22 protein-coding genes and 1 riboswitch are annotated in these 25531 nt (G+C 72.8%); of the genes, 4 read left to right on the top strand and 18 right to left on the bottom strand.

The window, feature by feature from the left end:
* The first annotated feature begins 156 nt into the window (after positions 1 to 156).
* Entirely contained in the window at positions 157 to 2151 is a 1995-nt protein-coding gene (locus ACFZBP_RS19645; protein WP_391414614.1) for a GDSL-type esterase/lipase family protein, read from the top strand.
* An 18-nt stretch (positions 2152 to 2169) separates the two neighbouring features.
* Here the strand turns inward: ACFZBP_RS19645 and ACFZBP_RS19640 are convergent, their stop codons facing one another.
* The 5 genes from ACFZBP_RS19640 to ACFZBP_RS19620 all read right to left on the bottom strand — a co-directional run bounded on the left by ACFZBP_RS19640 (position 2170) and on the right by ACFZBP_RS19620 (position 8231).
* A complete protein-coding gene (locus tag ACFZBP_RS19640) occupies positions 2170 to 2601 on the bottom strand; it encodes a hypothetical protein (RefSeq protein WP_391414612.1) in 432 nt (143 codons plus the stop codon).
* Between the two features lie 40 nt (positions 2602 to 2641).
* The gene (locus ACFZBP_RS19635) at positions 2642 to 4120 is read right to left on the bottom strand and encodes an MFS transporter (RefSeq protein ID WP_383449186.1); all 1479 of its coding nucleotides are present in this window, start codon (positions 4118 to 4120) and stop codon (positions 2642 to 2644) included.
* Between the two features lie 194 nt (positions 4121 to 4314).
* Positions 4315 to 5733 carry a cytochrome P450 gene (locus ACFZBP_RS19630; protein WP_383448746.1) on the bottom strand — a complete coding sequence of 473 codons (1419 nt, stop codon included), beginning with the start codon at positions 5731 to 5733 and terminating at the stop codon, positions 4315 to 4317.
* 115 nt (positions 5734 to 5848) lie between these two features.
* Positions 5849 to 7246, bottom strand: coding sequence for an FAD-binding protein (locus ACFZBP_RS19625; protein ID WP_391414609.1), 1398 nt, complete (start codon positions 7244 to 7246; stop codon positions 5849 to 5851).
* A 259-nt stretch (positions 7247 to 7505) separates the two neighbouring features.
* Positions 7506 to 8231, bottom strand: coding sequence for an ankyrin repeat domain-containing protein (locus ACFZBP_RS19620; protein ID WP_391414607.1), 726 nt, complete (start codon positions 8229 to 8231; stop codon positions 7506 to 7508).
* A gap of 141 nt (positions 8232 to 8372) precedes the next feature.
* Positions 8373 to 8455: riboswitch (cobalamin riboswitch) on the top strand.
* Between the two features lie 179 nt (positions 8456 to 8634).
* On the opposite strand from ACFZBP_RS19620, the gene ACFZBP_RS19615 reads away from it, so the two are divergent.
* The 3 genes from ACFZBP_RS19615 to ACFZBP_RS19605 are packed head-to-tail and all read left to right on the top strand — an operon-like array spanning position 8635 to position 11437.
* Positions 8635 to 9663: an iron chelate uptake ABC transporter family permease subunit gene (locus tag ACFZBP_RS19615; protein ID WP_391415108.1), complete on the top strand. Its 1029-nt coding sequence runs from the start codon at positions 8635 to 8637 to the stop codon at positions 9661 to 9663.
* Between the two features lie 2 nt (positions 9664 to 9665).
* Positions 9666 to 10448 (top strand): ATP-binding cassette domain-containing protein, encoded by a 783-nt coding sequence (locus tag ACFZBP_RS19610; protein WP_391414605.1) that lies wholly within the window; start codon positions 9666 to 9668, stop codon positions 10446 to 10448.
* On the top strand, positions 10433 to 11437 hold the full coding sequence (locus ACFZBP_RS19605; RefSeq protein WP_391414603.1) for an ABC transporter substrate-binding protein: 1005 nt from the start codon (positions 10433 to 10435) through the stop codon (positions 11435 to 11437). Before ACFZBP_RS19610 ends, ACFZBP_RS19605 begins: the two co-directional genes overlap by 16 nt.
* Here the strand turns inward: ACFZBP_RS19605 and ACFZBP_RS19600 are convergent.
* The 13 genes from ACFZBP_RS19600 to ACFZBP_RS19540 form a co-directional block, all read right to left on the bottom strand.
* Positions 11407 to 12381 carry an L-tyrosine/L-tryptophan isonitrile synthase family protein gene (locus ACFZBP_RS19600; protein ID WP_391414601.1) on the bottom strand — a complete coding sequence of 325 codons (975 nt, stop codon included), beginning with the start codon at positions 12379 to 12381 and terminating at the stop codon, positions 11407 to 11409. The genes ACFZBP_RS19605 and ACFZBP_RS19600 overlap by 31 nt on opposite strands.
* A gap of 103 nt (positions 12382 to 12484) precedes the next feature.
* On the bottom strand, positions 12485 to 13756 hold the full coding sequence (locus ACFZBP_RS19595; protein ID WP_391414599.1) for a cytochrome P450: 1272 nt from the start codon (positions 13754 to 13756) through the stop codon (positions 12485 to 12487).
* Positions 13757 to 13807: 51 nt separating this feature from the next.
* Positions 13808 to 15634, bottom strand: a complete 1827-nt coding sequence (gene asnB, locus ACFZBP_RS19590) for an asparagine synthase (glutamine-hydrolyzing) (RefSeq protein WP_391414597.1) — start codon at positions 15632 to 15634, stop codon at positions 13808 to 13810.
* A 13-nt stretch (positions 15635 to 15647) separates the two neighbouring features.
* A complete protein-coding gene (locus ACFZBP_RS19585; RefSeq protein WP_391414595.1) occupies positions 15648 to 17012 on the bottom strand; it encodes an MFS transporter in 1365 nt (454 codons plus the stop codon).
* 134 nt (positions 17013 to 17146) lie between these two features.
* A complete protein-coding gene (locus tag ACFZBP_RS19580) occupies positions 17147 to 17371 on the bottom strand; it encodes a hypothetical protein (protein WP_383448728.1) in 225 nt (74 codons plus the stop codon).
* Positions 17372 to 17400: 29 nt separating this feature from the next.
* On the bottom strand, positions 17401 to 18243 hold the full coding sequence (locus ACFZBP_RS19575) for an ATP-binding cassette domain-containing protein (RefSeq protein ID WP_391414593.1): 843 nt from the start codon (positions 18241 to 18243) through the stop codon (positions 17401 to 17403).
* Positions 18240 to 19304: a FecCD family ABC transporter permease gene (locus tag ACFZBP_RS19570; RefSeq protein WP_383449184.1), complete on the bottom strand. Its 1065-nt coding sequence runs from the start codon at positions 19302 to 19304 to the stop codon at positions 18240 to 18242. The genes ACFZBP_RS19575 and ACFZBP_RS19570 overlap by 4 nt, the downstream gene beginning before the upstream one ends.
* A gap of 26 nt (positions 19305 to 19330) precedes the next feature.
* The gene (locus ACFZBP_RS19565) at positions 19331 to 20407 is read right to left on the bottom strand and encodes an ABC transporter substrate-binding protein (RefSeq protein ID WP_391414591.1); all 1077 of its coding nucleotides are present in this window, start codon (positions 20405 to 20407) and stop codon (positions 19331 to 19333) included.
* Positions 20408 to 20521: 114 nt separating this feature from the next.
* Positions 20522 to 21196: a sigma-70 family RNA polymerase sigma factor gene (locus ACFZBP_RS19560; RefSeq protein ID WP_383448722.1), complete on the bottom strand. Its 675-nt coding sequence runs from the start codon at positions 21194 to 21196 to the stop codon at positions 20522 to 20524.
* 235 nt (positions 21197 to 21431) lie between these two features.
* Positions 21432 to 22187 (bottom strand): hypothetical protein, encoded by a 756-nt coding sequence (locus ACFZBP_RS19555; RefSeq protein ID WP_391414588.1) that lies wholly within the window; start codon positions 22185 to 22187, stop codon positions 21432 to 21434.
* Positions 22188 to 22369: 182 nt separating this feature from the next.
* Positions 22370 to 22948, bottom strand: coding sequence for a copper chaperone PCu(A)C (locus ACFZBP_RS19550; protein ID WP_383448718.1), 579 nt, complete (start codon positions 22946 to 22948; stop codon positions 22370 to 22372).
* The gene (locus ACFZBP_RS19545; protein WP_391414586.1) at positions 22945 to 25320 is read right to left on the bottom strand and encodes a heavy metal translocating P-type ATPase; all 2376 of its coding nucleotides are present in this window, start codon (positions 25318 to 25320) and stop codon (positions 22945 to 22947) included. Before ACFZBP_RS19545 ends, ACFZBP_RS19550 begins: the two co-directional genes overlap by 4 nt.
* Entirely contained in the window at positions 25320 to 25529 is a 210-nt protein-coding gene (locus ACFZBP_RS19540) for a hypothetical protein (protein WP_383448714.1), read from the bottom strand. Before ACFZBP_RS19540 ends, ACFZBP_RS19545 begins: the two co-directional genes overlap by 1 nt.
* Positions 25530 to 25531: the final 2 nt, after the last annotated feature.

Here is a 25531-nt window from a genome sequence, read left to right as displayed (position 1 = left end):
ATCACTTTCCGCCACATCAACGTGAAGGTCGTCACACCCTTCACCGGACTCCCTAATTCCGCACAGGAGTCCTTGACGGTGAACCGTTTCATTGCTTCTCTCAAAACACAGTTCTTCATGGGAGCGCTCCCAACCCCCACCGTGAAAGGGATCCCCGTGCAGACACCCTCACACCCCAGAAGCATCCTTTCCTTCCTTCTCACCGCCGCGCTCGTCGCCTGCCTTCTGTCGCTGTCCTGGGCGGGCGGCACCGCGGCCCGGGCGGCGGCGGGCGACGGTTCGGCGACCGACCCGAACATCGTCTACGTCGGCCGCTGGGACACGAGTTCGGGCACCGCCGCCGTGCCCCAGTGGTCCGGCGCGTACCTCCAGACGGCCTTCACCGGCACCACGGTCAAGGTCCGGGCGAGGGACGCGGTCAACTTCTACGCGAGCGTCGACGGCGGCCCCGACGTCTTCCACGCGGGCGTGCGAGGGACGGTGAACCTCACTCCCCAGCCCCTCTCCCCCGGCACCCACACCCTGCGGATCTCCTACCGCTCGGGCGACACCGTGTTCCAGGGTCTGGTCCTGGACTCCGGCGCGCGCACGGTCCCGCCGACCGTGCCGTCCGGTCTGGTCGAGTTCGTCGGCGACTCCATCACCGCCGGCGCCCTCACGGACCGGCTGGCGCTCGACTCGTACGCCTGGAAGACCGGTGAGCGGCTGGGGTTGCGGCACACCCGGATCGCCCGCGCCGGCTACTGTCTGGTCGCCCAGTCCGGTTGCGTCGGCCTGAGCGGCCAGTACTTCCGGACCGGCAGCACCGGCGACCAGAGCTGGGACTTCTCCCGCTACCGGGCAAGCGCCGTCGTCGTCAACCTGGGCACCAACGACATCGGCCACGGGGTGTCCGGCGCCGCGTTCCAGGCGGCGTACACCAAGTTCCTGAGCGACCTGCGCGCCAGGCACCCCGAGGCCCAGCTCTTCGCCGTGCAGACCCTCAAGAAGCGCTACGTCACGGAGACCAGGGCGGCCGTCAGCGCCCGCAACAGCGCCGGTGACACCAGGGTGCACTACGTCGACACCACGGGCTGGCTCACCGACGGCACCGACTACGAGGACGGCAACGGCCATCCCAACGAGGCGGGTCACACCAGGTTCGCCGCCCGTCTGGCGCCCGTGATCGCGGCCCGGCTCGGCAGCTCCGCCGAGGTGTCCACCGAGGCGGCGGCTCCCGGTCAGCCCGGCGACCCCAACATCAAGTTCGTCGGCCGCTGGGACACCCGCAGTTCCGGCACGCTCTACACGCCGTACTGGGCCGGCGCCTACTACCGGGTCGGATTCACCGGCCGCACGGTCAAGCTCAAGCAGCGCGACACCATCGACTTCTGGGCGCGCATCGACAACGGACCCGTGAGGTTCTACGACGACGTCAAGGGCACCGTGGACCTGACGCCGTCGCCGCTGTCCGCCGGCAACCACACGCTCCAGGTCAACTACCAGGTGGTCGCGGGCTCCTATCGCGGTGACGCCGTCTTCCAGGGGCTGGCCCTCGACAGCGGCGCGACGACGTTCGCGGCGCAGGCCCCGGCCAGGCTGATCGAGTTCGTCGGCGACTCCATCACGGTCGGCACGACCACCTCGCAGAACGCCCGTACCGCGTACGGCTGGCTGATCGGCGAGCGGCTCGACGCGGAGCACACCCAGGTCGCCCAGGGCGGTGCCTGTCTGGTCGCGACGGCCGACGGATGCGTGGGCCTGGAGCAGCAGTTCGGCAGGCTCAAGCCCAACGCGGCCACGCCCGACTGGGACTTCTCGCGCTACCAGGCGGACGCGGTCGTCATCAACCTGGGCACCAACGACGTGGGCCACGGCGTGAGTCCGACCCGGTTCCAGTCGGCGTACGGCAGTCTGCTGCGCAAGGTGCGCGCCGCCTATCCGCGGGCCTGGATCTTCGCGCTGGAGACCTTCCGCGGCCGGTACGTCCCGCAGACCGAGGCGGCGGTCCAGGCTGCCGTCGCCGGCGGTGACACCCGGCTGTCCTTCGTCGACACGACGGGCTGGCTGGGCTCCGGCGACCTGACGGACTCCGTCCACCCCAACGATCAGGGCCACCGGGTCATCGCCGACCGTCTGGCACCGATCATCGCTGCGCGCATCGGCGGCTGACGGCGCCGGTCGTCCCGGTCAGGCGCCGGCCCGCAGCTCGCGGAGGAAGCGCGGTGCGGCTCCGATCAGTTGGTCCACCTGGCTCTCGATCAGGGGGAGGTACTCGTCGAGCGAGCCGGCGAAAGCCTCCGGGATCTCCAGCAGGTAGCGGTACCCGCCGTTCTCGGCCTCCGCGTCCTCCGGGGCGTCCACCCCGATGTCCGCCTCGACGGAGAAGGCGTCCGGTGACATGCGCACGGTGAGTCCGCAGGACATCTCCCGGCCGTCCCTCAGATCGAGGTCCACCCCGAGGACCTGCATGCCGGGCGTCCCGCCGTACTTGGCGAACTCGCTCCAGCCGATGTGGGGTTGGTGCTCCAGGAACAGGTCGTACGCCAGCTTCCTGAGCCGGCCGGCGGCACTCCACAGGGCGACGGGCAGGCGTTGGGCGGCGCGGTCGGCTGTGTCCACGCGCCGATGATAGGGGCGTGTCCCTCGCGCGGTCCGCCCGTCAGGCCGTCGGCAGTCCGCCGCCCTGGAGTCGTTCCAGGTCGGAGGGGCGGACCTGGATGACGAGGAGGGCGATCACCGCGGCGATGGCGGTGAAGATCGCGGCCACGACGAAGGCGGCGGAGACCCCCGCGGTGAGGATCTCGTCGGCGTAGGGCGGCGGGAGTTGCCCGGTGCGTTCGAAGCGGATGCGCTCCAGCGGGGTCGCCTGCGACAGGAAGGCGGGGATCTGCCGGTCGGCCTCGTTGTTGCTCGCCGTGCCGAACATCGTGACGAGGATGGACAGCCCCAGGGACCCGCCGACCTGCTGGGTGGCGTTCAGCAGCCCGGAGGCGGCGCCCGTCTCCGGGGTCGGCACATTGGACAGGGCCATCAGGGTCAGCGACACGAACTCCATGCCCATGCCGAGGCTGAAGACGAGCATCGGGCCGAGGATGCTGCCGAGGTAGGTGGAGTGGATGTCGGTCAGGGTCAGCCAGGCGAGGCCCGCGGCGGCCAGGATCGCGCCCACCACCATGAACGGTTTGGGCCCGTACCTGGGCAGGTACTGGGACGCCAGTCCCGCGCCGATCGCGATGACGGCACTCACCGGGAGGAAGGCCAGCCCGGCTTCGAGCGGGCTGAAGTCCAGCACGTTCTGCACGAAGAGCGTCAGGAAGAAGAACATGCCGAAGATCGCGGCGGCCAGGCTCAGCATCATGCCGTACGTGCCCGCCCGGTTGCGGTCGGCGAACATGTGCAGAGGCGTGATCGGCTGCCGGGAGCGCCGCTCGACCAGGACGAACAGCAGCAGGAAGACCACGGCCGCCCCGAACGCGCCCAGGGTGAGCGGGTCCCGCCAGCCGTCCTGCGCGGCCCGGATGAACCCGTACACCAGCAGCACCATGCCGATGGTGGAGGTCATCGCGCCCAGTACGTCGAAGTGCCCGGGGTGCCGCTCGGACTCCCGGATCCAGCGCGGTGTGGCGAGGACGATGAGCAGTCCGATGGGCACGTTGACGAACAGCACCCAGCGCCAGTTGAGCCATTCGACGAGCATGCCGCCCGCCAGCAGCCCGATCGCGCCGCCGCCCGCCGAGACCGCGGCGAACACACCGAACGCCCGGTTGCGTTCGGGTCCTTCGGGGAAGGTCGTGCTGATCAGGGCGAGGGAGGTCGGGGAGGCGATGGCGCCGCCGACGCCCTGGAGGGCACGGGCGGCGAGGAGTTGCCACTCGTTCTGGGAGAGTCCGCCGAGCAGGGAGGCCAGGACGAAGAGGAGCACGCCGAAGACGAACACGCGGCGTCTGCCGAGGATGTCGCCCATCCTGCCGCCGAGCAGCAGCAGTCCGCCGAACGTGAGCGTGTAGGCGTTGACCACCCAGGACAGGCTGGTGGTGGAGAAGTCGAGCGAGCGCTGGATGTCGGGCAGGGCGATGTTCACGATGGTGATGTCGAGCACCACCATCAGCTGACAGGACGCGATGACGAGCAACGCCATACCGCTGCCACGGCTCTCGCTCCGCTCCGTCTCCTGCGGGGTGGTCCGTGCTTCGGGTGCCGGCTCGGGGTTGCTCATGGCTGTGCGCCGTGGGCGGGGGTTCGATGGCTGGTTCCCGCCACCATTCGACCGTACGCCGGTGCCGTACGGCACTCCAGTCGATCACCGGGCCGGACCGGCGTGGACGGCCCAGGTCAGCGAGCGCCGCGGATCAGTCCCGTCAGGTAGCGCCAGAGCGACGAGCGCTGCCGGGCGGAGCGGTCCGGCAGCACCGGATCGGCGCTGCCCGCCGCAAGGTCAGGGGCCGGCAGCGGCGCCACCGCCCGGTCGGGCATCGCGGCGAGTTCGTACCGCACGGGCAGTGAGCGCAGCCCGCGCATGAACGGCGAGGAACGCCAGGGCAGTTGATCGGCGGGGAGGGCGAGCTCCAGGTGGCTGAACCGCTCGAACAGCCGGCCCACGCCGACGGCGGCGACCGTCGAGGCGAGCTCGCGTGCCGGGCACTGGCGGCGGCCCGCGCCCCAGGAGAGATGCGCCCGGGTGCTGATCGTGCCGCCCGCCGCCACATGGTCGGCGAACAGCGGGTCGGCGTGTGCGGCGGCGGAGGAGACCCAGACCGGGTCGCCCGCCCGGATCGTGTAGTTGCCGAGCGGTGTGTCCTCGGCGGCGAAGCGCGGGACGAAGTTCACCAGCGGCGGCTTGCGCATGACCACCCGGTTCATGGTCTCCCTGATCATCCCGGCGGACAGACTGGCGCGCACGGCGCCGTCACCGTCGCCGGAGATGACCTCGACCACCGTGTTGGACATGAGGATGCCGACGTGGTCGGAGGTCATGCCGAGCAGCATGAACAACTCACGGGCGAGTTCGTCGAGCGAGAGACCGGGGTGGGCGGCGAGCAGGTGGGACGGGAAGTCGTCGCCGGGCTCCCTGAGCTTCACGGCCGCGAGTTCCGCGAGCGTGGCGAGCAGGCGTTCCAGGGCGGGCTCCGCGTCCGGGCCCGCGTCCAGCACGCGCCACATGTCCATCAGGGCGTCGTCGCCCTGGGAGCCGGGGAAGCCGAGCAGATGGCTGGCCACCATCAGCGGCAGCGGCCGGGAGAACTGGGCGGAGAGGTCGGCCACGCCGGTGCCGCCGCCCTGTCCGACCAGGGTGATCAGGTCGTCGGCGTAGGCGGTCACGGCCGCCTTCAGGCGCTTGGCCTGCGGGTGGCCGGGGTCCTGGAACGGCTTCAGTGCCGCGTCCCAGGCCGTGCGCAGCGAGCCGTATCCGGGGCCGCCCTGGATCAGCACGTGGTTGACCTCGAGGGACGGCCCGAGCGGCCAGTCCGCGGGGACCTCGCCCTCGGTGCGGGCCCGCCAGTTCTCCAGCCCCTTCGGCCAGGCGTCGTCGTCCTGGAGCACCTGGAGCGCCTCGCGGTAGCCGAGGACCAGCCAGGCGGGCACTCCGAGCAGGTCGACCGGGGCGACGGGCCCGTGTCGCTGTCGCAGCCGTTCGTAGACGAGCGAGGGACGGGTCTCGTAGTCGCGGGTCAGCAGCGGTTGGGGCGTCAGCTCTTCCAAGCGCGTGCCGTCGACGTTCACGGATCCGCTCTCGCCCACCTGGGATTCCACCGTCCTGCCGCCCTCCGACACTCCCCGCACCGGCGCACTACCAGTCAGTAGCCGGCAACGCCGGTGACACTACCTCAGGCGGTCCTCGCGGGTGAACGACGGGGCGGCCGGGACGTCAGCCGGCCGCGGGCGGAATGTTCTGGTTGGCGTGGAAGAAGTTGTCCGGGTCGTAGGTGTGCTTGGTCGCCGCGAGTCGGTCGTAGTGGCCGCGGTAGGTCGACCGGACCCGGTCCGCGCTCTCCGCCTCGCCGAGGAAGTTGATGTAGGAGCCGCCCATGGAGTGCGGGTGCAGGTCGGTCCAGTAGTCGACGCTCCACCGCCGGATCAGGTCGGCGTTGGCGGGGTCCGGGTCGACCCCGGCGATCACACCGGACCAGACGGCGTCGCGGTACGCCCAGGCCGTGTCGTCGGCGCCGACCTCGTGGGCCGCGGCGTCCACGGGATACAGGTGCATCAGGGACAGTGCGGTCGGGATGTTCTCGCCGTACTTGTGGTGCACCTCGATCGAGGCGTCGGAGATCGTGTCGAAGAAGTCACCCCTCCAGTACCACTGGTAGCCCTTCGGGATCAGCGTGTCGAACATGCCCTGGAGCCCGGGGTAGGGCATGGGCGTGGTGAAGTGGAAGGCGGACGGCGCCGGTTCGTTGACCGCGGTGAGCGTCTGTTCCAGGCGGTCGCCGGCGAGGTCGCCGGTGTAGCACCAGACGACGCCGCACATCTTCTGCCCGTGGATCGGCTCGGGGAACGGCGGTCCGGGCGGGATGACGAAGACGGTGAAGAAGCCGTACAGGTCCTGGGGCGCGGCGGGCAGGAACTCCCGGTACCAGCGCAGCACTTCGGGGGTGCGGTCGACCGGCCACACGGTCACCGCGACACCGACGGTGTCCACGGGGTGCAGCCGGAAGGTGAAGGAGGTGACGACGCCGAAGTTCCCGCCGCCGCCGCGCAGCGCCCAGAACAGGTCCGGGTGCTCCTCGGCCGAGGCGGTGACGAACGATCCGTCGGCGAGGACGACGTCGGCGGACTGGAGGCTGTCGATGGTCAGGCCGTACTTGCGGGTGAGGTAGCCGTGGCCGCCGCCGAGGGTGAGGCCGCCCACGCCGGTCATGGAGATGATGCCGGCCGGCACGCCCAGGCCGAAGGTGTGGGCCGCGTGGTCCAGGTCGCCGAGCTGTGCGCCGCCTGCGACCTGTGCGGTCCCGGCGCGCGGGTCGACGTGCACCCCGCGCATCGTCGACAGGTCGAGCACGAGCCCGTCGTCGACCAGGCACAACCCCGGTCCGCTGTGCCCGCCGCCGCGCACGGCGAGCTCGACGCCGGCGTCCCTGGCGAAGGAGAGCACAGTGCGTACGTCCGTCACGTCCACGCACTGTGCGAAGGCCGCGGGGCGCCGGTCGATCATGGCGTTGTAGATACTGCGGGCCTCCGCGTAGCCCGGGTCGCGCGGGGTGATGACCGGTCCCCGCAGTGTCTCGCGCAGGCCTTCGAGTGCCGTTCCGTCGATGCCGCCCATGGCCGGACCCCTCTGTGTGAAGACGCGAACCGCGCACGGATGACGGCGCCTGACGTCCGGGCGGGCAGCGGGGGCGTGGTGCGCGGATCCGTTCGCACCTCGTATCGGTGTTCCGATGTATCGATGTTCCTGATGCATCGATGTGGTGATGTGTCGATGTATTGATGCCGGCAGGGCGGGAGCGTGCGGGCCCGGCCCCGCCACGTCCAGTCTTCACCGCACGGTCGAGGGTCGCACGTCGAGCCTGTCGTCCCTCGGGTCAGACCAACTCCGCGGCGGATCTCGCCCCCTGATCGCGCAGCCACGCGACCAGCGCGGGGTGCCCCGAGCGGTCGGCGGCGTCCAGTGCCGTCAACCCGTCGTGGCCGATCCAGTTGACGTCGCCGCCGTGTCGCAGCAGACGGTCCGCCATCTCCCGCTGCCCGCCGTGGCAGGCGCACCACAGCGCGTTGGTGATGTCCTCGGCGGTGGGCGGGCCGGTCTCGGAGGCGAGGTGGGCGGCGACGCGGTCGGCTTCGCCGAGGGCGGCCGCCTGCCACAGAGTGGTGCGGGCGCCGCGTGCCACCAGGCGTCGCGCGCACCGCCACTGCCCGAAGGCCACCGCGTCCGCCAGCGGGGTGCCGCCGCCGATGACCGCGCCGTCGGCCTCGATGTCCGCGCCCAGGTCGAGCAGGGTGTCCAGGACGGGCACGTCGTCGGTGCTGGCCGCCCAGTGCAGCGGGGTCTCGCGGTGGGCGCCGGTGAACCGGGCGTTGACGTCCGCGCCCGCGGCGACCAGCGCGGCCACCGTGGCGGGGCCGCCCGGCAGGTGGCCGGGCCAGTCGGTGACGAGGTGCAACAGGGTGCGCGCGCTGTTGATGTCGCCGACCCGGGCCGTGGCCAGTCCCGGATGCGCGGTGAGCAGGTCCCGCGAGGCCTCCACGTCGCCGCTCCGGATCGCCTCGCTGACGGCTCGGGCCGGCGGAGCGGTCGCGTCGATCAACATCGCGCCCCCTGCGAGTCCTCGCCTGACAGCGTCCCCACCTGGATAACACGGCCCACTGACAAGGCCTCCTCCAGCACGGTGCGGCGGCCCTGTCCCGCGGTCACCGAACCCCCGTCTGTTACGCTCCCCGGGCCTCCCGCGGGGGAAGTCCGGTGAGAGTCCGGCGCTGACCCGCAACGGTGTGCGCGCGGACCCGGTGGTCCGTCGCGTGAGCCCGATCGCCCGTGGTGGGTGCGACCCGTTGACTGCTCGCCGTGGACTGCGAGAGGGGACCGCGCGGCCGGCACGGTCGTTCGGGCCGTCTCCTCGACCGGGGCCCACAGGCGGCCCCAGGCGAAGGACCCGCCCGCCCGTGCTCCGAAGCAAGACGCGGATACCGAGACCGGCATCCGTCGCCCCGCGCCTGGCCGTACCACCGCTCGTCGTGGGGCTCGGGCTGCTCCTGCTCGTCTCCGTCGTGTGCGGGGTCGGGCTGGGAGCGGCCGGGATCGGGTGGGGTGATGTCTTCCGGCTGCTCGGGGCGGGGCTGACCGGCGGCACCATCGACGCCCGGGACGTCGCCGCGTACACCATCGTCTGGGAGATCCGGCTGCCGCGTGTCGTGCTGGGTGCCGTCGTCGGGGCCGGGCTCGCGGCCGTCGGGGTGGCCGTGCAGGCGATGGTGCGCAACGCGCTCGCCGATCCGTTCGTGCTCGGCATCTCCTCGGGCGCGGCGGTGGGCGCCAACGCCGTGATCCTGCTGGGCGCGTTCGCGGGGCTCGGTGTCTGGGCGCTGTCCCTGTCCGCCTTCGTCTCGGCGCTGGCGGCCATGACGCTGGTGTACGCCGTGGCCCGGTCGCCGCACGGGCTCACGCCGCTGCGGCTGGTCCTCACGGGTACCGCGCTGGCGTACGGCTTCGAGGCCGTGACCACCGTGATGGTGTTCGGCGCGGCCCGGGGCGAGGCGGCCCGCTCGGCGATGATGTGGCTGCTCGGCAGCCTGGGCGGCGCGAGCTGGGCCCAGGTGCCGCTCGCCGCGGTGACCGTGGCGGCCGGGTGGGCGTGGCTGCGGTGGCGGGCCGAGGCGCTCAACGCGCTGGCGATGGGCGACGAGACGTCCGCCGCACTGGGTGTCCCACCGGGGCGGCTGCGCGGGGAGCTGTTCCTGGTCACCGCCGCCGTGACCGGGACCGTGGTCGCGGTGAGCGGGGCCGTCGGCTTCGTCGGGCTGATGGTGCCGCATGTCGTACGGATGCTGGTCGGCGCCGATCACCGGCGGGTGCTGGCCGTGGCGCCGCTCGTCGGGGCCGTGCTGCTGGTGTGGGCGGACCTGCTGTCCCGGCTGCTCCTCGCGCCCGCCGAACTGCCCGTCGGGGTGATCACGGCCGTGGTCGGGGTGCCCACGTTCCTGCTGCTGATGCGGCGCGGCGGCTACGCGTTCGGAGGTCGGTGACGATGCGGCTGGACATCGAAGGGGTCACGGTCGAGGCCGCCGGGGCCCGGCTGGTGGACGACATCCGACTCACCGTGGACAGCGGGGCGTTCGTCGGCCTCGTGGGGCCGAACGGCAGCGGCAAGTCCACGCTGCTGCGGTGCGTGTACCGGGCGTTGCGTCCGGCCGGTGGTGTGGTGCGGCTCGACGGGGACGACGTGCACGCGATGGCACCCCGGGCCGCCGCGCGGGTGCTGGCCGCGCTGCCGCAGGAGTCGTCGGCCGAGTTCGACTTCACGGTCGCCGAGGTGGTGGCGATGGGGCGGCTGCCGCACCGGGAGCGTACGGCCGCGTCCGACCGGGAGATCTGCGCCACGGCCATGGACCGCACCGGCGTCGCCCATCTCGCCGGCCGCGGGTTCCTCGCCCTGTCCGGCGGCGAGAAGCAGCGCGTGCTCATCGCCCGCGCGCTCGCCCAGCAGCCGCGGGTGCTGGTCCTGGACGAGCCCACCAACCACCTGGACATCGCCCACCAGTTGGACGTGCTGTCCCTGGTGCGGGCCAGCGGCCTGACCGCGCTGGCCGCCCTGCACGACCTCAACCTGGCCGCCGCGCACTGCGACGTCCTGTACGTCGTCGCCGGGGGCCGCATCGTCGCCTCGGGCGCCCCGCACGACGTCCTCCGACCCGGCCTGCTTGCCGAGGTGTTCGGGGTCCGCGCCCATCCGGTACGGCATCCGGAGACCGGCGCGGTCCAGCTCCTGTTCGACCTCCTCCCCCAAGGAACCACATGCGCAAGCTCGTAGCCACCGCCCTCTGCCTCGCCGCGACCGCAACCGCAACCGGCTGCGGCGCCACGGTGGAGAAGCCGGCCGACGCCAAGTCCTCCGCGGTCACGCTCACCAACTGCGGCCGCGAGGTCACCTTCGACAAGGTCCCGGAGCGGGTGGTCACCAACGACGTGGGCATCACCGAGCTGATGTTCGCCCTCGGTCTGGAGGGTCGTATGGCCGGGTTCGCCATGCCCGACGACAAGGGCGACCTGAGCGGCGTGCCGTGGAAGGACGGCTACGACAAGGTGAAGTGGCTGTCGAAGGACCAGCTCACCAAGGAGAACGTCCTCGACGCCCGCGCCGACCTCGTGTTCGCCGGCTGGAACTACGGCTTCCGCGAGGACGGCGGCTTCACCCCGGACGCCCTGAAGAAGCTCGGCATCCCGTCGTACGTCCTCACCGAGTCCTGCCACAACGGCCGTACCGAGTCCTCGCGCGGCATCATGCCGCCCCTGGACGCCCTGTACACCGACCTCACCAACCTCGGGAAGCTCTTCGGGGTGGAGAAGCGGGCCGCGACGCTCGTCGCCGGCTTCAAGAAGCAGGTCGCGCAGGTGCGGGCGCAGGCCCCGGCGGCCGGCGACCGGCCGAAGGTGTTCCTGTACGACAGCGGGCAGGACCAGCCCTTCACCTCCGGCCGGTACGCCGCCCCCGAGCAGATCATCAGCGAGGCCGGCGGCGTCAACGTCATGCACGACGTCCAGGACTCCTGGACCACGGTGGGCTGGGAGAGCGTCGTGCAGCGGGACCCGGACGTCATCGTGATCTGCGACTACGGAGATGTCAGCGCCGAGCAGAAGAAGAAGTTCCTGCTGTCCTACGCGCCCCTGCGGAACGTCTCCGCCGTCAAGCACGAGCGGATCTTCGTCCTTGACTACGTCGACCTGGTCGAGAGCCCCCGCAACCCGTCGGCCATCGCCCGGCTCGGCACCTATCTGCGGACGGTCGCCGAGGAGCGCTGAGCGTCGGCGCTGGACCGCTCGAAGTGGCTCGGTCTGCCGTCGCGGTGGACCAGGCGACCGAGCCGCTGGGCCCTGGCGCGGGGCATGAGGGTCCAGGTGCCGTCGGCTTCGCGCAGGGCGGCGGAGTGCCACGGGGTGGTCCAGGCGTCGGGGCCGTCGAGGAGCCGGATGCCGAACTTGGGAGCGCCGGCCGGCTGGGGGTGGATCGACAGGCGTACGGCACGCGGATGGTGGTCGGCGATCAGCTCTGTCCAGGCACGGCTGCGCTGGATGACGCCGTACGCCCGTCTGCGGCACTCGCGTTGGAGCGCGGAGCGGGTGCCGGTGAACCCGGTGCTGTCCTCTACCAGGAAGCGGGTGATGCCCCGGTACAGGGCGAGGGTCGGGGCGTCGGCGCGGACCTCGGCGCGCAGGGCGTCCAGGGTGGGGGCGTGGCGGTCGTGGACGTGGGCGCGTTTGGCGGTGTGGGGGAGGTCGCCGAGGACGTCACGCAGGTCGAAGACGGAGAGGTGGCTCAGGTCGGACTCCGTGATCAGCGTGCGGAGTTCGTCCGCGTAGGCGTCGATGTGCTCGTCGGGTACGTGGATCAGGTCCCCGAAGACATGGCCGTCGGAGCAGATGACGACGTGCGCGCCGGGCGGGTGGATGCGTGCGATGTCGGCGCACAGGGCGTGCAGGAAGCGGAGGGAGAGGCGTTCGCCCTGGTCGGGCAGGTGGCCCAGGACCTTCGCGGGGTTGGGTGACTTGCACGGGAAGCCGGGGAGGGTGAACACGACGGGCTCGTCCTCGCGCACGAAGGCGGCGATCCGGCGCAGCTGGTGCCCGAACGCCTCCGGCTCGGCGGGTGCTCGGTCGGTCGAGCGGTGGTGGGGCAGGAGCAGGTCCAGGATGGCGGCGCTGGTGCGGTGCGTGGCGCGTGCGTCCGGTGCGGTCGTCAGGAGCATGTCGTTCCTCCAGGGGCGTTCGGGCGTGACGGCATGGCGGCGGGGCGCCTCGGCAGGCCGGGCGCCGGCCGTGCAGGTGGGTGGGATCGGCCGGAGGCCGGCGTCACAGCCGTCGGTCGTAGCGGACGGGCAGGTGGTTGGTACCGCGTCCCAGGACGGACGGGATCCATTCGATGTCCTCGTCCCTGACGGCGAGGTGCAGGCCGGGCAGCCGGGTGAGCAACGTGCCGAGGGCGACGCGGAGTTCGGTGCGGGCGAGGGCGGCGCCGGGGCAGAAGTGGATGCCGTGTCCGAAGGCGAGGTGGGGGTTGGGCGAGCGGTCCAGGTCGAGGGCGTCGGGGTCCGTGAAGCGGCGCGGGTCGCGGTTGGCCGCGCACAGGGAGACGATGACCGAGTCCCCGGCCGGGATCTGGGTGCCGTGCAGGTCACTGTCCCGGTCGAAGAAGCGCCAGGTGGTGAGCTCGAAGGCGCTGTCGTGGCGCAGGAGTTCCTCGACCGCGCGGGGCATGAGGGCCGGGTCGTCGCGCAGTCGGGCGAGCTGGTCGGGGTGGCGGAACAGGGCGATCAGCGCGGTGGTGAGCTGGTTGGTGACGGGTTCCTGGCCGGCGACGAGCAGCTGGAAGATCATCGAGTCCAGCTCCTCCCGGGACAGTTCGCCCTGGTCACGTGCGACGACGAGCCGGCTGAGCAGGTCGTCGCCGGCGCACCCCCGCTTGTGGGCGACGACGTCGGCGATATAGCTCTGCAGGCCGTGCAGCCGGGCCTCGTACAGCGGCCGCCCGGGGTCCGTCGGCCCGACCGGTTGGACGACCTTGCCCCAGTCGCGGTCGAAGCGCGCGGCCAACTCGCCGGGCAGCCCGATGACTTCGGCGAGCACCTGGAAGGGGAAGCGGGCGGCGAACCCGGCGACGAGGTCGGCGGGGCCGGTCGCCGGAAGGGCGTCGACGAGCATGTCTGCCAACTCACGGAGTCTGGGCGTCAGTTGCTCGACGCGGCGGGGCGTGAAGGCGTCCGTCACGAGGCGCCGCATGCGCGTGTGGTCCGGCGGGTCCTGGTGGAGGAGGTGCGCCTGGAGCTGGGAGTGCTGCGGTTCGGGCATGATCGAGGCACGGGCGCGCCAACGGTCGTTGCCCCGTTCGTGGTTCTTGCCGAGCCGGTCGTCGTTCAGCGCGGCGTGCGCGGCGTCGTAGCCGGTGACCAGCCAGGCCTGGACACCGCTGGGGAACAGGACCCGGTGGACCGGGCCGGTCTCGCGCATCCGCTCGTAGAGGGGGTAGGGGTCGCTCTTGTACGGGCAGCCCGTCAGCGGCACCGGGTCGGGGAGCGGCTGCCGGTGTCGCGCGGCCGGGAGGGGTTCCTGGTCCTGGACGGTCATGGGGCGGGGCCTCCTCAGAGGGGATCAGAGGGCTCAGCGGCTTCAGAGGGTTCAGAGGGCGAGTTCGGGCTGGTGGTGGTCCAGCCACAGGGCGAGGTCGACGACGCGTTCGAGGCGGAGGCGGTGGCCCCACTCCAGGTGCTCGGGCGGGGTGTCGAGGCAGGGCTTGACGCGGGACTCGTCGGCGAGCGCACGGACCCGGTCGACGGTGAGGGCGTCACGGGCGAGGTCCTGCAGACCGCGGTTGTAGTCGGGGTGGTGGGTGGCCGGGTAGTGGTTCTTGGGCCGGTGCAGCACCGAGTCGGGGGCGAGGCCCGCTCCCGCGGCGCGCAGCAGGCTCTTCTCCCGGCCGTCGAAGCTCTTCAGCGCCCAGGGGGTGTCGAAGGCGTACTGGACGAGCCGGTGGTCGCAGTACGGGACGCGGACCTCCAGGCCCTGTGCCATGCTCAACCGGTCCTTGCGGTGCAGGAGTTGGCGCAGCCAGCGGGTCAGGGACAGGTGCTGCATCTCGCGCTGTCGGTGCTCGGCGGGGGTCTCGCCGTCGAGGTGGGGTACGGCGGCGAGGGCGGTGCGGTAGGTGTCGTCGCGGAACTCGCCGATGCGCAGGTCGAGTTCGGGGTTGAGCGGCATGGCGGCCTCGTCGCCGGTGACCAGCAGCCAGGGGAAGGTGACGGCGGCGAGCGCCCTGGGGTTGTGGAACCAGGGGTAGCCGCCGAAGACCTCGTCGGCTGCCTCGCCGGACAGGGCGACGGTGGAGTGCCGCCGGATCTCCCCGAACAGCAGGTACAGCGAGGTGTCCATGTCGCCGACGCCGATCGGCGAGTCACGGGCCACGACGACGGCCCTGCGGTGCTCGGGATCGAGCAGCGCACGCGGGTCCAGTACGACCGTGTTGTGGTCGGTGCCGATGAACGCGCCCGCCTCGGTGGCGTACGGGGTGTCGTGACCGGTGCGCAGGACGTCGCCGGTGAACCGCTCGGCCTGGTCGCTGTAGTCGACGGCGTAGGACCTGATCCGGGCGTCCGGGCCCTCGCGCAGCCGGAGTTCGTCGGCGAGGAGGGCGGTCAGGACCGTGGAGTCGATGCCGCCGGACAGCAGGCTGCACAGCGGGACGTCGGCCTCCAACTGGGCGCGGGCCGCCGCGCCGACCAGCTCCCCGATCCGCTCGACGGTGGCGTCCCGGTCGTCCTCGTGCGGGCCGGCCTCCAACTGCCAGTAGCGGCGTTCGCGGATGCCGTCGCGGTCCAGGACGAGGAGGCCGCCCGGCTCGACCTCCCGTACGCCGGACCAGACCGTCGGCCCGGTATTGAACAGCAGGCTGTAGGCCTCCCGGAGCCCGTCCGCGTCCACCCGGGGCCGTATCTCGGGGTGTTGGAAGAGCGCCTTGGGCTCGGAGGCGAAGGCCAGTCCGCCGTCCACAGCCGCCCAGAAGAGCGGTTTGACGCCGAGCCGGTCGCGGACGAGGAGCAGGCGCCGGGCGCGTTCGTCCCAGACGGCGAAGGCGAACATGCCCTCCAGATGGTCGGCGAGGCCCTCGCCCCACTCGGCGTGGGCGCGCAGCACGACCTCGGTGTCGCTGCGGGTGTGGAACCGGTGTCCCCGGGCGCGGAGTTCGGCCCGCAGCTCGTGGTGGTTGTAGATCTCCCCGCTGTGGCTGAGCACGGTCGTGGGCTCGTGCGGCCGGTCGGTCATCGGCTGCGCTCCGCCGTCGGGGTCGATGACGGCCAGGCGGCGGTGGCCGATCGCGGCGCGCTCGCCCAGCCACACGCCCGTGGCGTCGGGGCCACGCCGCGCGAGCTCGGCCGTCATGGCCTCGATGACCGGGGCCTGGGCGCGGGCGTCGCTGTGGAACGACACCCAGCCGGTGATTCCGCACATGGGGACTCCTGGTTCAGGTCGGGACGGTGTCGGTGTCGGTGGCCGGCTCGGGCGCGGTGGCCGTGGGCCGGCCGGGCCGGGCGAGCAGGGGTACGGCCAGGCAGGCCACCATTGCGGCGAGGGTCAGTGCGGCGCGTGCCCCGGCGCCGGAGCCCGTCCCGGCGAGGCTCCAGGCGGCCGTGGCCAGGGCCGGGCCCAGGGTGAAGCCGAGACCTCGGGCGACCTGCACCGTGGAGCCGACGGTGGCGGTCCGCCCGGGTGGGGCGGCGCCCATGACCAGGGCCTGGGTGGGGCCGCCGCCCAGGCCCATGCCGACGCCGGCCAGCGCGAGCCGCCAGGCCACGTCGGGCGGGGACCAGTGGTCTTCGAGCGGGATCAGCAGGAGCAGTCCGGTCGCGGTGAGCACGGCGCCGGTGACCGCGATCCGCCGGTAGCCGCAGCGGTCGGCGAGCCGTCCGCCGAGCGGCCCGGCCAGCGCCATGCCGAGCGGGAAGGCGAGCACGGTCAGCCCGGTCGCGGTGGCGCTGACGGCTTCGTCCCGTCGGAGGTGCAGGGCGACGACGTAGTGCATGGCGGCGAACCCGGCCGCGAGGGCCAGCACCGCCCCGTGCGCGCCGAACAGCCCTGCCGTACGCAGGGTGTCGGTCACCGGACGGCCTCCCGGCCCGCGCAGCCACCACCACAACGGCGGTACCGCGGCGGCCGCGAGCAGGAACCATTCCGCATCCCCGGCTCCCAGGGTCAGGGCCAGCAGCAGCGCGGTCAGGCCTCCGGCCACCGACAGCGCGTCGATCAGCGCCCGCCGGTCGGGGGCGGGCAACGCGCCGTCCCTCGGCATCGCCTTCCAGGCCACGGCCAACGCCAGCAGGCAGAACGGGAGTTTGACCAGGAAGACCCAGCGCCAGCCCAGGTGGTCCAGCAGCATCCCGCCCACCGCGGGGCCGGTCATCGCGCCGAGCGGACCGAGGGTCGCGGGCACGCTCATCGCACGGCCGCGCAGCGTGGGTCGTACGGCCCGGATCACCAGCACCGGCATCAGCACGAACAGCACCGCCGCGCACGCGCCCTGCCCGGTCCGGGCCGCGATCAGCCACGTCGCGCCGGGAGAGAGCGCGGCCAGGGCGCTGCACAGCGCGAAGCCTGCGGTGGCCGACAGCAGGGCGGGCCGCGTGCCCGCGCCGTCCAGTAGGCGGCCGACGGGCAACAGCAGGGCGACGACCGGGAGTTGGTAGCCCAGTGCCGCCCACTGGGCCGTTGCGGCCGGGACGGCCAGGCCGGCCGCGATGTCGGCCAGCGCCACGTTGACGATGTTCATGTCGAGCATCGCCACGAACGACAGCGCGCCCGCCACGGCCACCAGATCCCAGCGGTCCCTCACGCTCGCGCCCCCTCCTGCTCACGGCCGGACCGCCGGACAGCGGCCTCGTCCCAGAGGTCGGGAGGGGCGGGGGCCGAGTTCCCGGACATGGCCGGAAATATGATGAATACGGAGTCGGCCCCCGTCGCACGGTGTCAGGCCGTGGCGATGCCGTCCAACTTGCCGGACTTGGCCTCCGCGACCAGCGACGAGAACTGGTCCGCGCTCATCTGCACCCGCTGCCCGAAGTCGTCCGTGAGGACCACCCGCCGCTCGGCCGGGGCGGCCGGGTCGACGAACAGCTGCGGACAGCCGCAGTCGCAGTTGCCGCAGAACGTCGCCACCGGGTCCAGTCCGGCCGTCCCGTGGATGTCGCTCATAGTGCACAACCTTTCGCGATCGTGGGCGCTCACCGGCGTGACCGCCCGGGACCGGCCCCCAGCACATCGCCCGGGGCCGACAGAGGGATACCCGCGCCGTCCGCCGGGGCACGGTGGTCGAAGGCGATCAGCGGGTCACCGGTCAGCGGATGCTCCACCACCGTCGCCCGTACGCCGAACACCTCGGCCAGCAGGGCGGGGCGCAGCACCTCCCGGGGCGGGCCGGAGGCGACCACGTGGCCGTCGTGCAGGACGTGCAGCCGGTCGCACACGGACGCCGCGGCGTTGAGGTCGTGCAGCGACACCAGGGTCGTACGGCGGCCTGCCCTGAGCAGGGCCAGCAGTTCCACCTGGTGGCGGATGTCGAGGTGGTTGGTGGGCTCGTCCAGGACCAGCACGTCCGGCTCCTGGGCGAAGGCGCGGGCCAGCAGGACGCGTTGGCGTTCACCGCCGGACAGCTCGGTGAACCGGCGCGAGGCGTGGCGCTCCATGCCGACGTTCGCGAGGGCGCGGGCGACGACGTCCCGGTCGGTGGCGTCCTCCCCGGCGAACGCCCGCTTGTAGGGCGTGCGGCCCATCGCGACGACCTCGCGGACGGTCAGCTCGAAGTCGCCGCCCCGCTCCTGCGGGAGGGCCGCGACGTGCCGGGCCGCCTCGACGGAGCTCAGCCGGCGCAGGTCGGTGCCGTCGAGCAGGACGCGGCCGGAGACCGGCTTGAGATGCCGGTAGACGGTGCGCAGAAGGGTGGACTTGCCGCTGCCGTTCGGTCCGACTAGGCCGGTGATCTCGCCCTCGGCCGCGATCAGACCGGCGCCGGAGACGACCGTACGGCCGGCGTACGCGACGTGCAGGTCCTCGATCTCGATCCTCAACTCCCGCTCCCCAGACGCCGGTCCAGCAGATACAGCAGCGCCGGAGCACCGATCAGCGAGGTGACGACGCCGACCGGCAGCTCCTGCGTGTCCATGGCCGTACGGCACACGATGTCGACGACGACCAGGAGCAGTGCCCCGAACAGCGCCGAGACCGGCAGCAGGCGGCGGTGGTCGCCGCCGACGACCAGGCGGCAGGCGTGCGGGACCATGAGCGCGACGAAGGCGATGGCGCCGGAGACGGCGACGAGTACGCCGGTCAGCAGGCTGGTCAGCGTGAACAGTTCCCGGCGCAGTCGGGTGGCGTCGACGCCGAGTCCGGCCGCCGTCTCGTCGCCCATGATCAGCGCGTTGAGCGCCCGGGCACGCGCCAGGAGCCACAGCAGGGTGACCGGTACGGCGACGGCGGGCGCGGCGAGCAGGGGCCAGCTCGCGCCGCTCAGGCTGCCCATGAGCCAGAACAGCACGCTGTGGGTCTGCTGCTCGTCGCCGGCCTGGAGCACGAGGTAGCTGGTGAAGCCGGACAGGAACTGCCCGATCGCCACCCCGGCCAGCACCAGCCGCAGCGGCGCGAACCCGCCGCGGCGCCGGGCCACCGTCCAGACCAGCGCGAAGGTCGCGAGGGCACCCGCGAAGGCCGCGCCGGACAGGCCGAGCCCGAGCGCGCCGCCCGTGCCGAGGCCGAGCACGATCGCGGCGACCGCGCCGAGGGAGGCGCCGTTGGAGATGCCCAGGAAGTACGGGTCGGCCAGCGGGTTGCGCACCAGGGCCTGCATCGCCGTACCGACGAGACCGAGCCCCGCGCCGACGAGGGCGGCCAACAGGGCGCGGGGGACGCGGAGTTGCCAGACGATGAGGTCGTCGGTGCCGGGACGGGGGGCCTCGCCGGACAGGCGGCGCCCGACGACGCTCCACACCTCGTCGGCCGGGATGGACGTGGAGCCCCAGGACACCGCCGCGGTGAGGGCGGCGAGCAGGGCCAGGGTGAGGGCCAGGGCCAGCGGCGCGGCGGGCACGGAGCGCGTGCGCGCCGGTTCCTGCCCGTCGGGCCGGTCCCGCACGCCCTTGCGGCGCACCAGGGTGTCGGTCACCGTCGGCCGACCTTGCCCGGATACAGAGTCTGCGCGATCGACTCGACCGTGTCGGCGTTGCTGACACCGGCGATGGTGGTCTGCTCGGAGCCGATGCGCAGGAAGTGGCCTTCCTTCACGGCCTTGAGGCCCTTGGTGGCGGAGTTCGACTCCAGCCACTTCCGCGCCTCGTCGAAGGCCTTGTCGTTCGCGCTCTCGCTGCCCCGGTCGCGCACGCCGAGCTGGATCCAGTCCGGGTTCCTCGCGATGACGTCCTCCCAGCCGACCTGCTGGTAGTCGCCGTCGCAGTCGGCGAAGACGTTGCGGGCGCCGGCGAGAGTGATGACCGCGTGGGCGACCTGGCGGTTGCAGACGGCCATGGGCTGCTTGGTGCCGGCGTCGTAGTCGAAGAAGAAGTACGTCGGCCGTTCGCTCTCGGGCGTGCCGCCCACCGCCCTCCGTACGGCGTCCACCTTGCTCCGCATCCCGTCGACGAGTTCCTTCGCCTTCGCGGTCGTGCCGGTGACGGCGCCGAGGGAGGTGATGTCGTCCTCGACCGCGGTGAGGTCGGTGACGGGGCTCTTGCTCATGGCGGCGCAGGCCGTGGACTTCAGGAAGGTGTGCTTGATGCCGGCCGCCGCGAACTCCTCCTCGGTCGGCGCGTCGCCCATGCCGCCGCCCATGTTCATCGAGGCGAACGTGTCGATGTAGAGGTCGGCGCCGGAGCCGAGGAGCTTCTCCTTGGGGATCACGGTGTCGCTGAGCACCTCGACCTGCTGTGCCCGCGCGTCGAGTCGGCCCGGCAGGGTGCCCTTGCCGGGCGGGAAGCCGGTGCCGATCACCTTGTCCCCGGCGCCCAGCCGCAGCAGCAGTTCCAGGCTGGAGGCGTTGCTGGTGACGATGCTCTTCGGGGCCGAGGTGAAGGTGGTCTCCGCGCCCGCGCAGTCGGTGACGGTGACGGGGAAGCCGGCCGTGGATTCGCTGTCCTTGCCGGCGGCGGAGCTCGCCTTGTCCCCGCTCCCGCTGCCGCAGCCTGCCGCCAGCAGTCCGCCGAGCACCGCGGCCGTCGTAGCCCGCCCCACACGAGAACGCATCAAGAACTCCCCTGGATCCACTGGACGCACGGGCGGATCTCCGCCGCCCGGTCCAGTAGTCGGGGCGAACCCGGTGTCAGTTCCCGGCGAGGGGAACCGACACCGGGATCGGGGTCAGGCGGCCACTACGTCGGGCACGGCCACCGCCTCGGCAGTGGCCTCGAACCCGGCTTCGGCCTCGGTGAGCAGTGCGACGAGGGTCGCGCGGGCGCGCGCCACCCGTGACCGGACGGTCCCGACCGGGCAGTCGCTCATCTCGGCCGCCTCCGCGTAGGGCAGGCCCACCATCTGGGTGAGGACGAACGCCTCGCGGCGCTCGTCGGGCAGCGCGTCCAGCAGGTCGAGCAGCGCGATGCCGTCGTCGAAGCCGGGCAGGCCGGTCGGCTGGGCGCGTTCCGCCGTCAGCGTCCAGTCGTCGGTGTCGCACAGGCGCGGGCGGGCGGCGGCGTACCGATGGCTGTCGATCACCGCGCGGCGTGCGATCGACAGCAGCCAGGCGCGCGCCGAGGAGCGGCCCTCGAACCGGTGCAGGCTGCCGAGCGCCCGCAGGAACGTGTCCTGCGCCAGGTCGTCGGCGGCCTGCGGATCGGCGGACAGATGCGCCACGTACCGCACGACGTCACGGTGCAGCGAACGGACGAAACGGTCCGTCGCGTCCGGGTCGCCACCGCGGGCGGCCAGCGCCCATGCGGTCGTCGACTCGTCGCAGGAGGCCGCTTTGGAGGTGTGGTCCGCCTTCGTGTCTCTCACGCGGGTCGCGCGTGAGGAGGGCAGGGCAGGAGTGATCACCTGAGTCCTTCTCGGGTAGTCCGGCCCCCGGCGCGGTGACCCGGGCGACGGCGGGCGCGCAGGCGTCGCCGTCGGCATCCGGGGACGCGTACGGGAGCCGTACGCGTACGCCGTACCGGAGGGATCCGGGGGTGTTGGGGACACGGCCGTACGACGGGTACGGCCGGGGCCCGAGGCACGGTCGGCGTCGACGACTCGACGTCCGGGTCCGTACGGCCTCGGGAAACCGGCTGTCTCAGAAGACAGCGATCCCCGGTGGAGGCCCCCGAGAGGTGATCGTGTGCACGAGCGGCAGCAGCCGCGGCGCCCGGTCGGACCGGCCGCGCCGCGGGCGCAGCCGCGACCGGTGCGGCGGTACGGGCAGGGCGAGCGACAGCCGCAGCGGGGCCGCCAGCCATCCGGCGACGGCCCGTAGGATGCGGAACGCGGCACGCTCACCGTGCCCCAGCCACAGACCACACAGCAGCGCGGCGAGGGTGTGGGCGGCGAACATGCCGAGGGAGGACATGCCGGCCATGTCGTGGGCCATGTCCATGGGGCTCGCGCCCATGTGGCTCATGTCTGTGGGGGTCGTGCCCATGTGGCTCATACCCATGTCACCGGCACCGCCGGTACTCATGTGGCCCGCGGACATGTGGCCCCCACCCATGTGGCCGGAGCCCAGGTGGCTTCCGTCCATGTGGCCCGTGCCCATCTGGCCCGCGGACATGGAACCCATGTCGTGTGCGGCACCGGCGGCGGACTGCGCGAACTCGAAGGCCGCGTGCAGCCCGCCCTGGGCGAGGACCACGACGGAGACGACCAGCGGGAGTCCACGCTCCCGGCCGGCCAGGCACCAGCCCGCGCCGCCCGTCAGGACGGCACCGGCGGCCAGCGTCCACCAGGGGACGGACGCGCCCGACATCAGGACGTGGCCGAGGGCAGCGAGCAGCACGCAGACGGACGCGAACATCGCGGCCCGTAGCGTGCGCACACCCCACCCAGCAGTCATGACGGCCCTCATCCTCGCATCCTGGGCCCACTCGTCACGGGTGGGTACGCACAACACCCCCCTCCCGCACTCAAGCCCAGAACGGTGATACAGGACACATCGCGCGGAGGGAACTGGGCGCGCACGCCGGCCGACACGTAGGAGGTGTGAGCGCTGTCCTCAAGGCGTCCCCGGTGCCGCCCTCACGGCCCCTCCCCAGGGCGGACGACCACCGCCTGCACCTCGATCCGCCCGGACCGCTCGAAGTGGAGGGTGAACGGCACATAGGTGCCGGTCTGCCAGTCCGGATCGGCCCGCAGTGTCACGTCCAGGCCGAACGGAGACATGGCGAGGCCGCCGCCGGCCGGCACGCGGGCCGAGTCCACGGTCCGCGCGGACGCCGCGTTGCCGCTGGTCATGCGGTGTCGGCTGAGCGACATGTCACCGGCGACCACGGACGAGGTGACCTTCAGCAAACGGTCGTCCGCGCCCCCGGTGTTGGTGATGCGGAAGAACGCGGCGGTGTCACGGACGTCGCCGTACGGCAGGAAGACCCGCCCGCCGGTGACCGAGATACGCGCCGGGCTGCCCGCGCTGCCGGAGCCCACCCATGTGGTCAGTCCGCCCAGGGCGACGGCGCAAGCGGCGATCGGGGCCAGCGCGGCGAGCAGGGCGTCGGTGATCCGGCGACGGGTCGGGCGCCAGGCCCATGGGCGGGCCGTCGGGTCGGCCGTGGTCCCGGCCGACCGCCCGGTCGTGCGCTCGGCGGTGGGTGCGGTCATCGGGTTCCTCCCCCGGTCGCGACGGACTTCTGGCCCGGGACACCGGCCACGGCCGGTTCACGGCCGCGCGCCGCCGCCGGTGCGGGTGCCGGCTGCCAGGCCCTCAGCCGCAGGCTGTTGGCCACCACGAGCACGGAGCTCACCGACATGGCCACCGCGGCGACCATCGGGTTGAGCAGGCCGACCATGGCGAGCGGCACGGTCACCAGGTTGTAGCAGAAGGCCCAGAGCAGGTTGGCGCGGATGGTGCCCAGGGTGCGCCGGGCGAGCCGGACGGCGTCCCCGAGGGCCTCGATGTCGCCGCGCACCAGCGTCACGTCGGCGGCCCCGATCGCGACGTCCGCGCCCGTGCCCATGGCGATGCCGAGGTCGGCGCCGGCCAGCGCGGCCGCGTCGTTGACGCCGTCGCCGACGGCCGCCACACGGCGGCCCTGTGCCCTCAGCTCCCGTACGAGGGCGGCCTTGTCCTCGGGTGTGCGGCGGGCGTACACCTCCTCGATGCCGAGCGCGGTCGCGACCGCGCGGGCCGGTGCCTCCCGGTCTCCGGTGGCGAGGACCGGGTGCACACCGAGGCGCCGCAGCCGGTCCACCGCGCGGTAGCTGCCGGGGCGCACTACGTCCCCGATCTCGATCAGGGCCCGCGCCGCCCCGTCGACGCGGACCACGACCGGCGTGTGCGCGGCCTCCTCCGCCGCCCGGAGCGCGTCCGCCAGCGTCGGGGGCAACTCGCCGTCCGGTGCGAGGACTTCGACCAGCCGGCCCTCGACCCGGCCGCGCACGCCCCGCCCCGTCTCCGCCCGGAAGTCGCTCACCTCGGGCAAGGGCCCCTGCTCGGACAGGGTCCGGCGGGCGTACGCGACGACGGCGCGGCCCAGCGGGTGTTCCGAACCCTGTTCCACCGCCCCGGCCAGCCGCAGCACGTCTTCCTGGCCGGGCACGACCGTCACCCGGGCGACGCTCATGTGCCCGGAGGTGAGGGTGCCGGTCTTGTCGAGGACGACGGTGTCGACGTGCTGGAGGCCCTCCAGCGCCTGCGGGCCCCGGACCAGGACGCCGAGCTGCGCGCCGCGTCCGGTGGCGGCCATCAGCGCGGTCGGGGTCGCCAGGCCCAGCGCGCAAGGGCAGGCCACGACCAGGACCGCGACGCACGCGGTGATCGCCGCCTGCGGATCGGCCCCGGCTCCGAGCCAGAACCCGAGAACGGTGACGGCCAGCGACAGGACCGCGGGGACGAAGACCCCGGCCACGGTGTCGGCGAGGCGCTGGGCCCGCGCCTTTCCGGCCTGGGCGTCCGTCACCAGCCGGGCGATCCGCGCGAGTTGCGTGTCGGCGCCGACGGCGGTGGCCCGGACGAGCAGCAGTCCGCCCGCGTTGACGGCGCCGCCCACCACCGCCGAGCCCGGCCCGGTCTCGACGGGCTCGCTCTCCCCGGTGACGAGCGACAGGTCCACGGCGGAGTTGCCCTCGACCACCTCGCCGTCGGTGGCGACCCGCTCTCCGGGCCGTACGACGAAGACCTGACCGACCGACAACTCCTCGATGGGGACGAGGCGTTCGGTGCCGTCGTCCTCGCGTACCGAGACCTCCTTGGCGGCGAGCCGGGCGAGCGAGCGCAGCGCAGCCCCCGTGCCGTGGCGTGCCCGCGCCTCCAGGAAGCGGCCGGCCAGCACGAACAGCGGGACGCCGACGGCCGCTTCGAGGTAGACGTGGACGGTGCCGTCCGAGGCGGAGGGCAGCAGGCTGAAGGGCATCCGCATGCCGGGTTCGCCCGCGCCGCCGAGGAACAGGGCGTACACCGACCAGGAGAAGGACGCCACGACCCCCAGGGAGACCAGTGTGTCCATCGTCGCGGTGGCGTGGCGCAGCCCGCGCAGGGCCCGGGCGTGGAACGGCCGGGCACTCCACACGGCGACCGGCGCGGCCAGCACGAGGCACAGCCACTGCCAGTTGCGGAACTGCCAGTCGGGCACCATCGACAGCACGAGCACCGGCACCGCGAGCAGCGCGGTGACGAGGAGCCGCTCACGCTCCCGCCGCGCGCCCTCGGGTTCCGGTACGCCCTCGGGTTCCGGTACGTCCTCGGGCTCGCGTCCGCCGGGTCCTTCCATGTCGCCGTCCCGGTGCTCCCGGCGCTTCGGTGGCTCGGGCAGCGCGGCCGTGTACCCGGCCCGTTCGACGGTCGCCACCAGTTCCTCGGGGCGTACCTCCGGCGGATGGCTCACCCGGGCGCGCCCGGTGGCCAGGTTGACCGTCGCGGTCACGCCCTCCAGTCCGGCGAGCTTCTTCTCCACGCGCCGCACGCAGGCCGCGCAGGTCATGCCGCCGATGGTGAGGTCCGTGGTGGTCATCGCGGGTGCCGGTTCCGTGGCCATCAGCCGCCGCTCCCGTGTCGCATGTCCATGTCCCCCATGTCCTGGTCCCCGGGGTCGGCGCCACCGCCGCCGTCGCTCGTCCCGGAGCGGTGCATGCCGGGCGCGACGGGCCCGGCGGCTGCTCCGACGGCGTACGACACCGTGAAGATCAGGGCGAGCAGCAGCAGAAACCCGCAGAGGGCGGGTGGCACAAGTTGGGGTGGTTTCATCG

The organism is Streptomyces sp. NPDC008086, from assembly GCF_042957325.1.
Lineage (GTDB): Bacteria > Actinomycetota > Actinomycetes > Streptomycetales > Streptomycetaceae > Streptomyces.
This window is presented reverse-complemented; position numbering and strand designations above follow the sequence as displayed.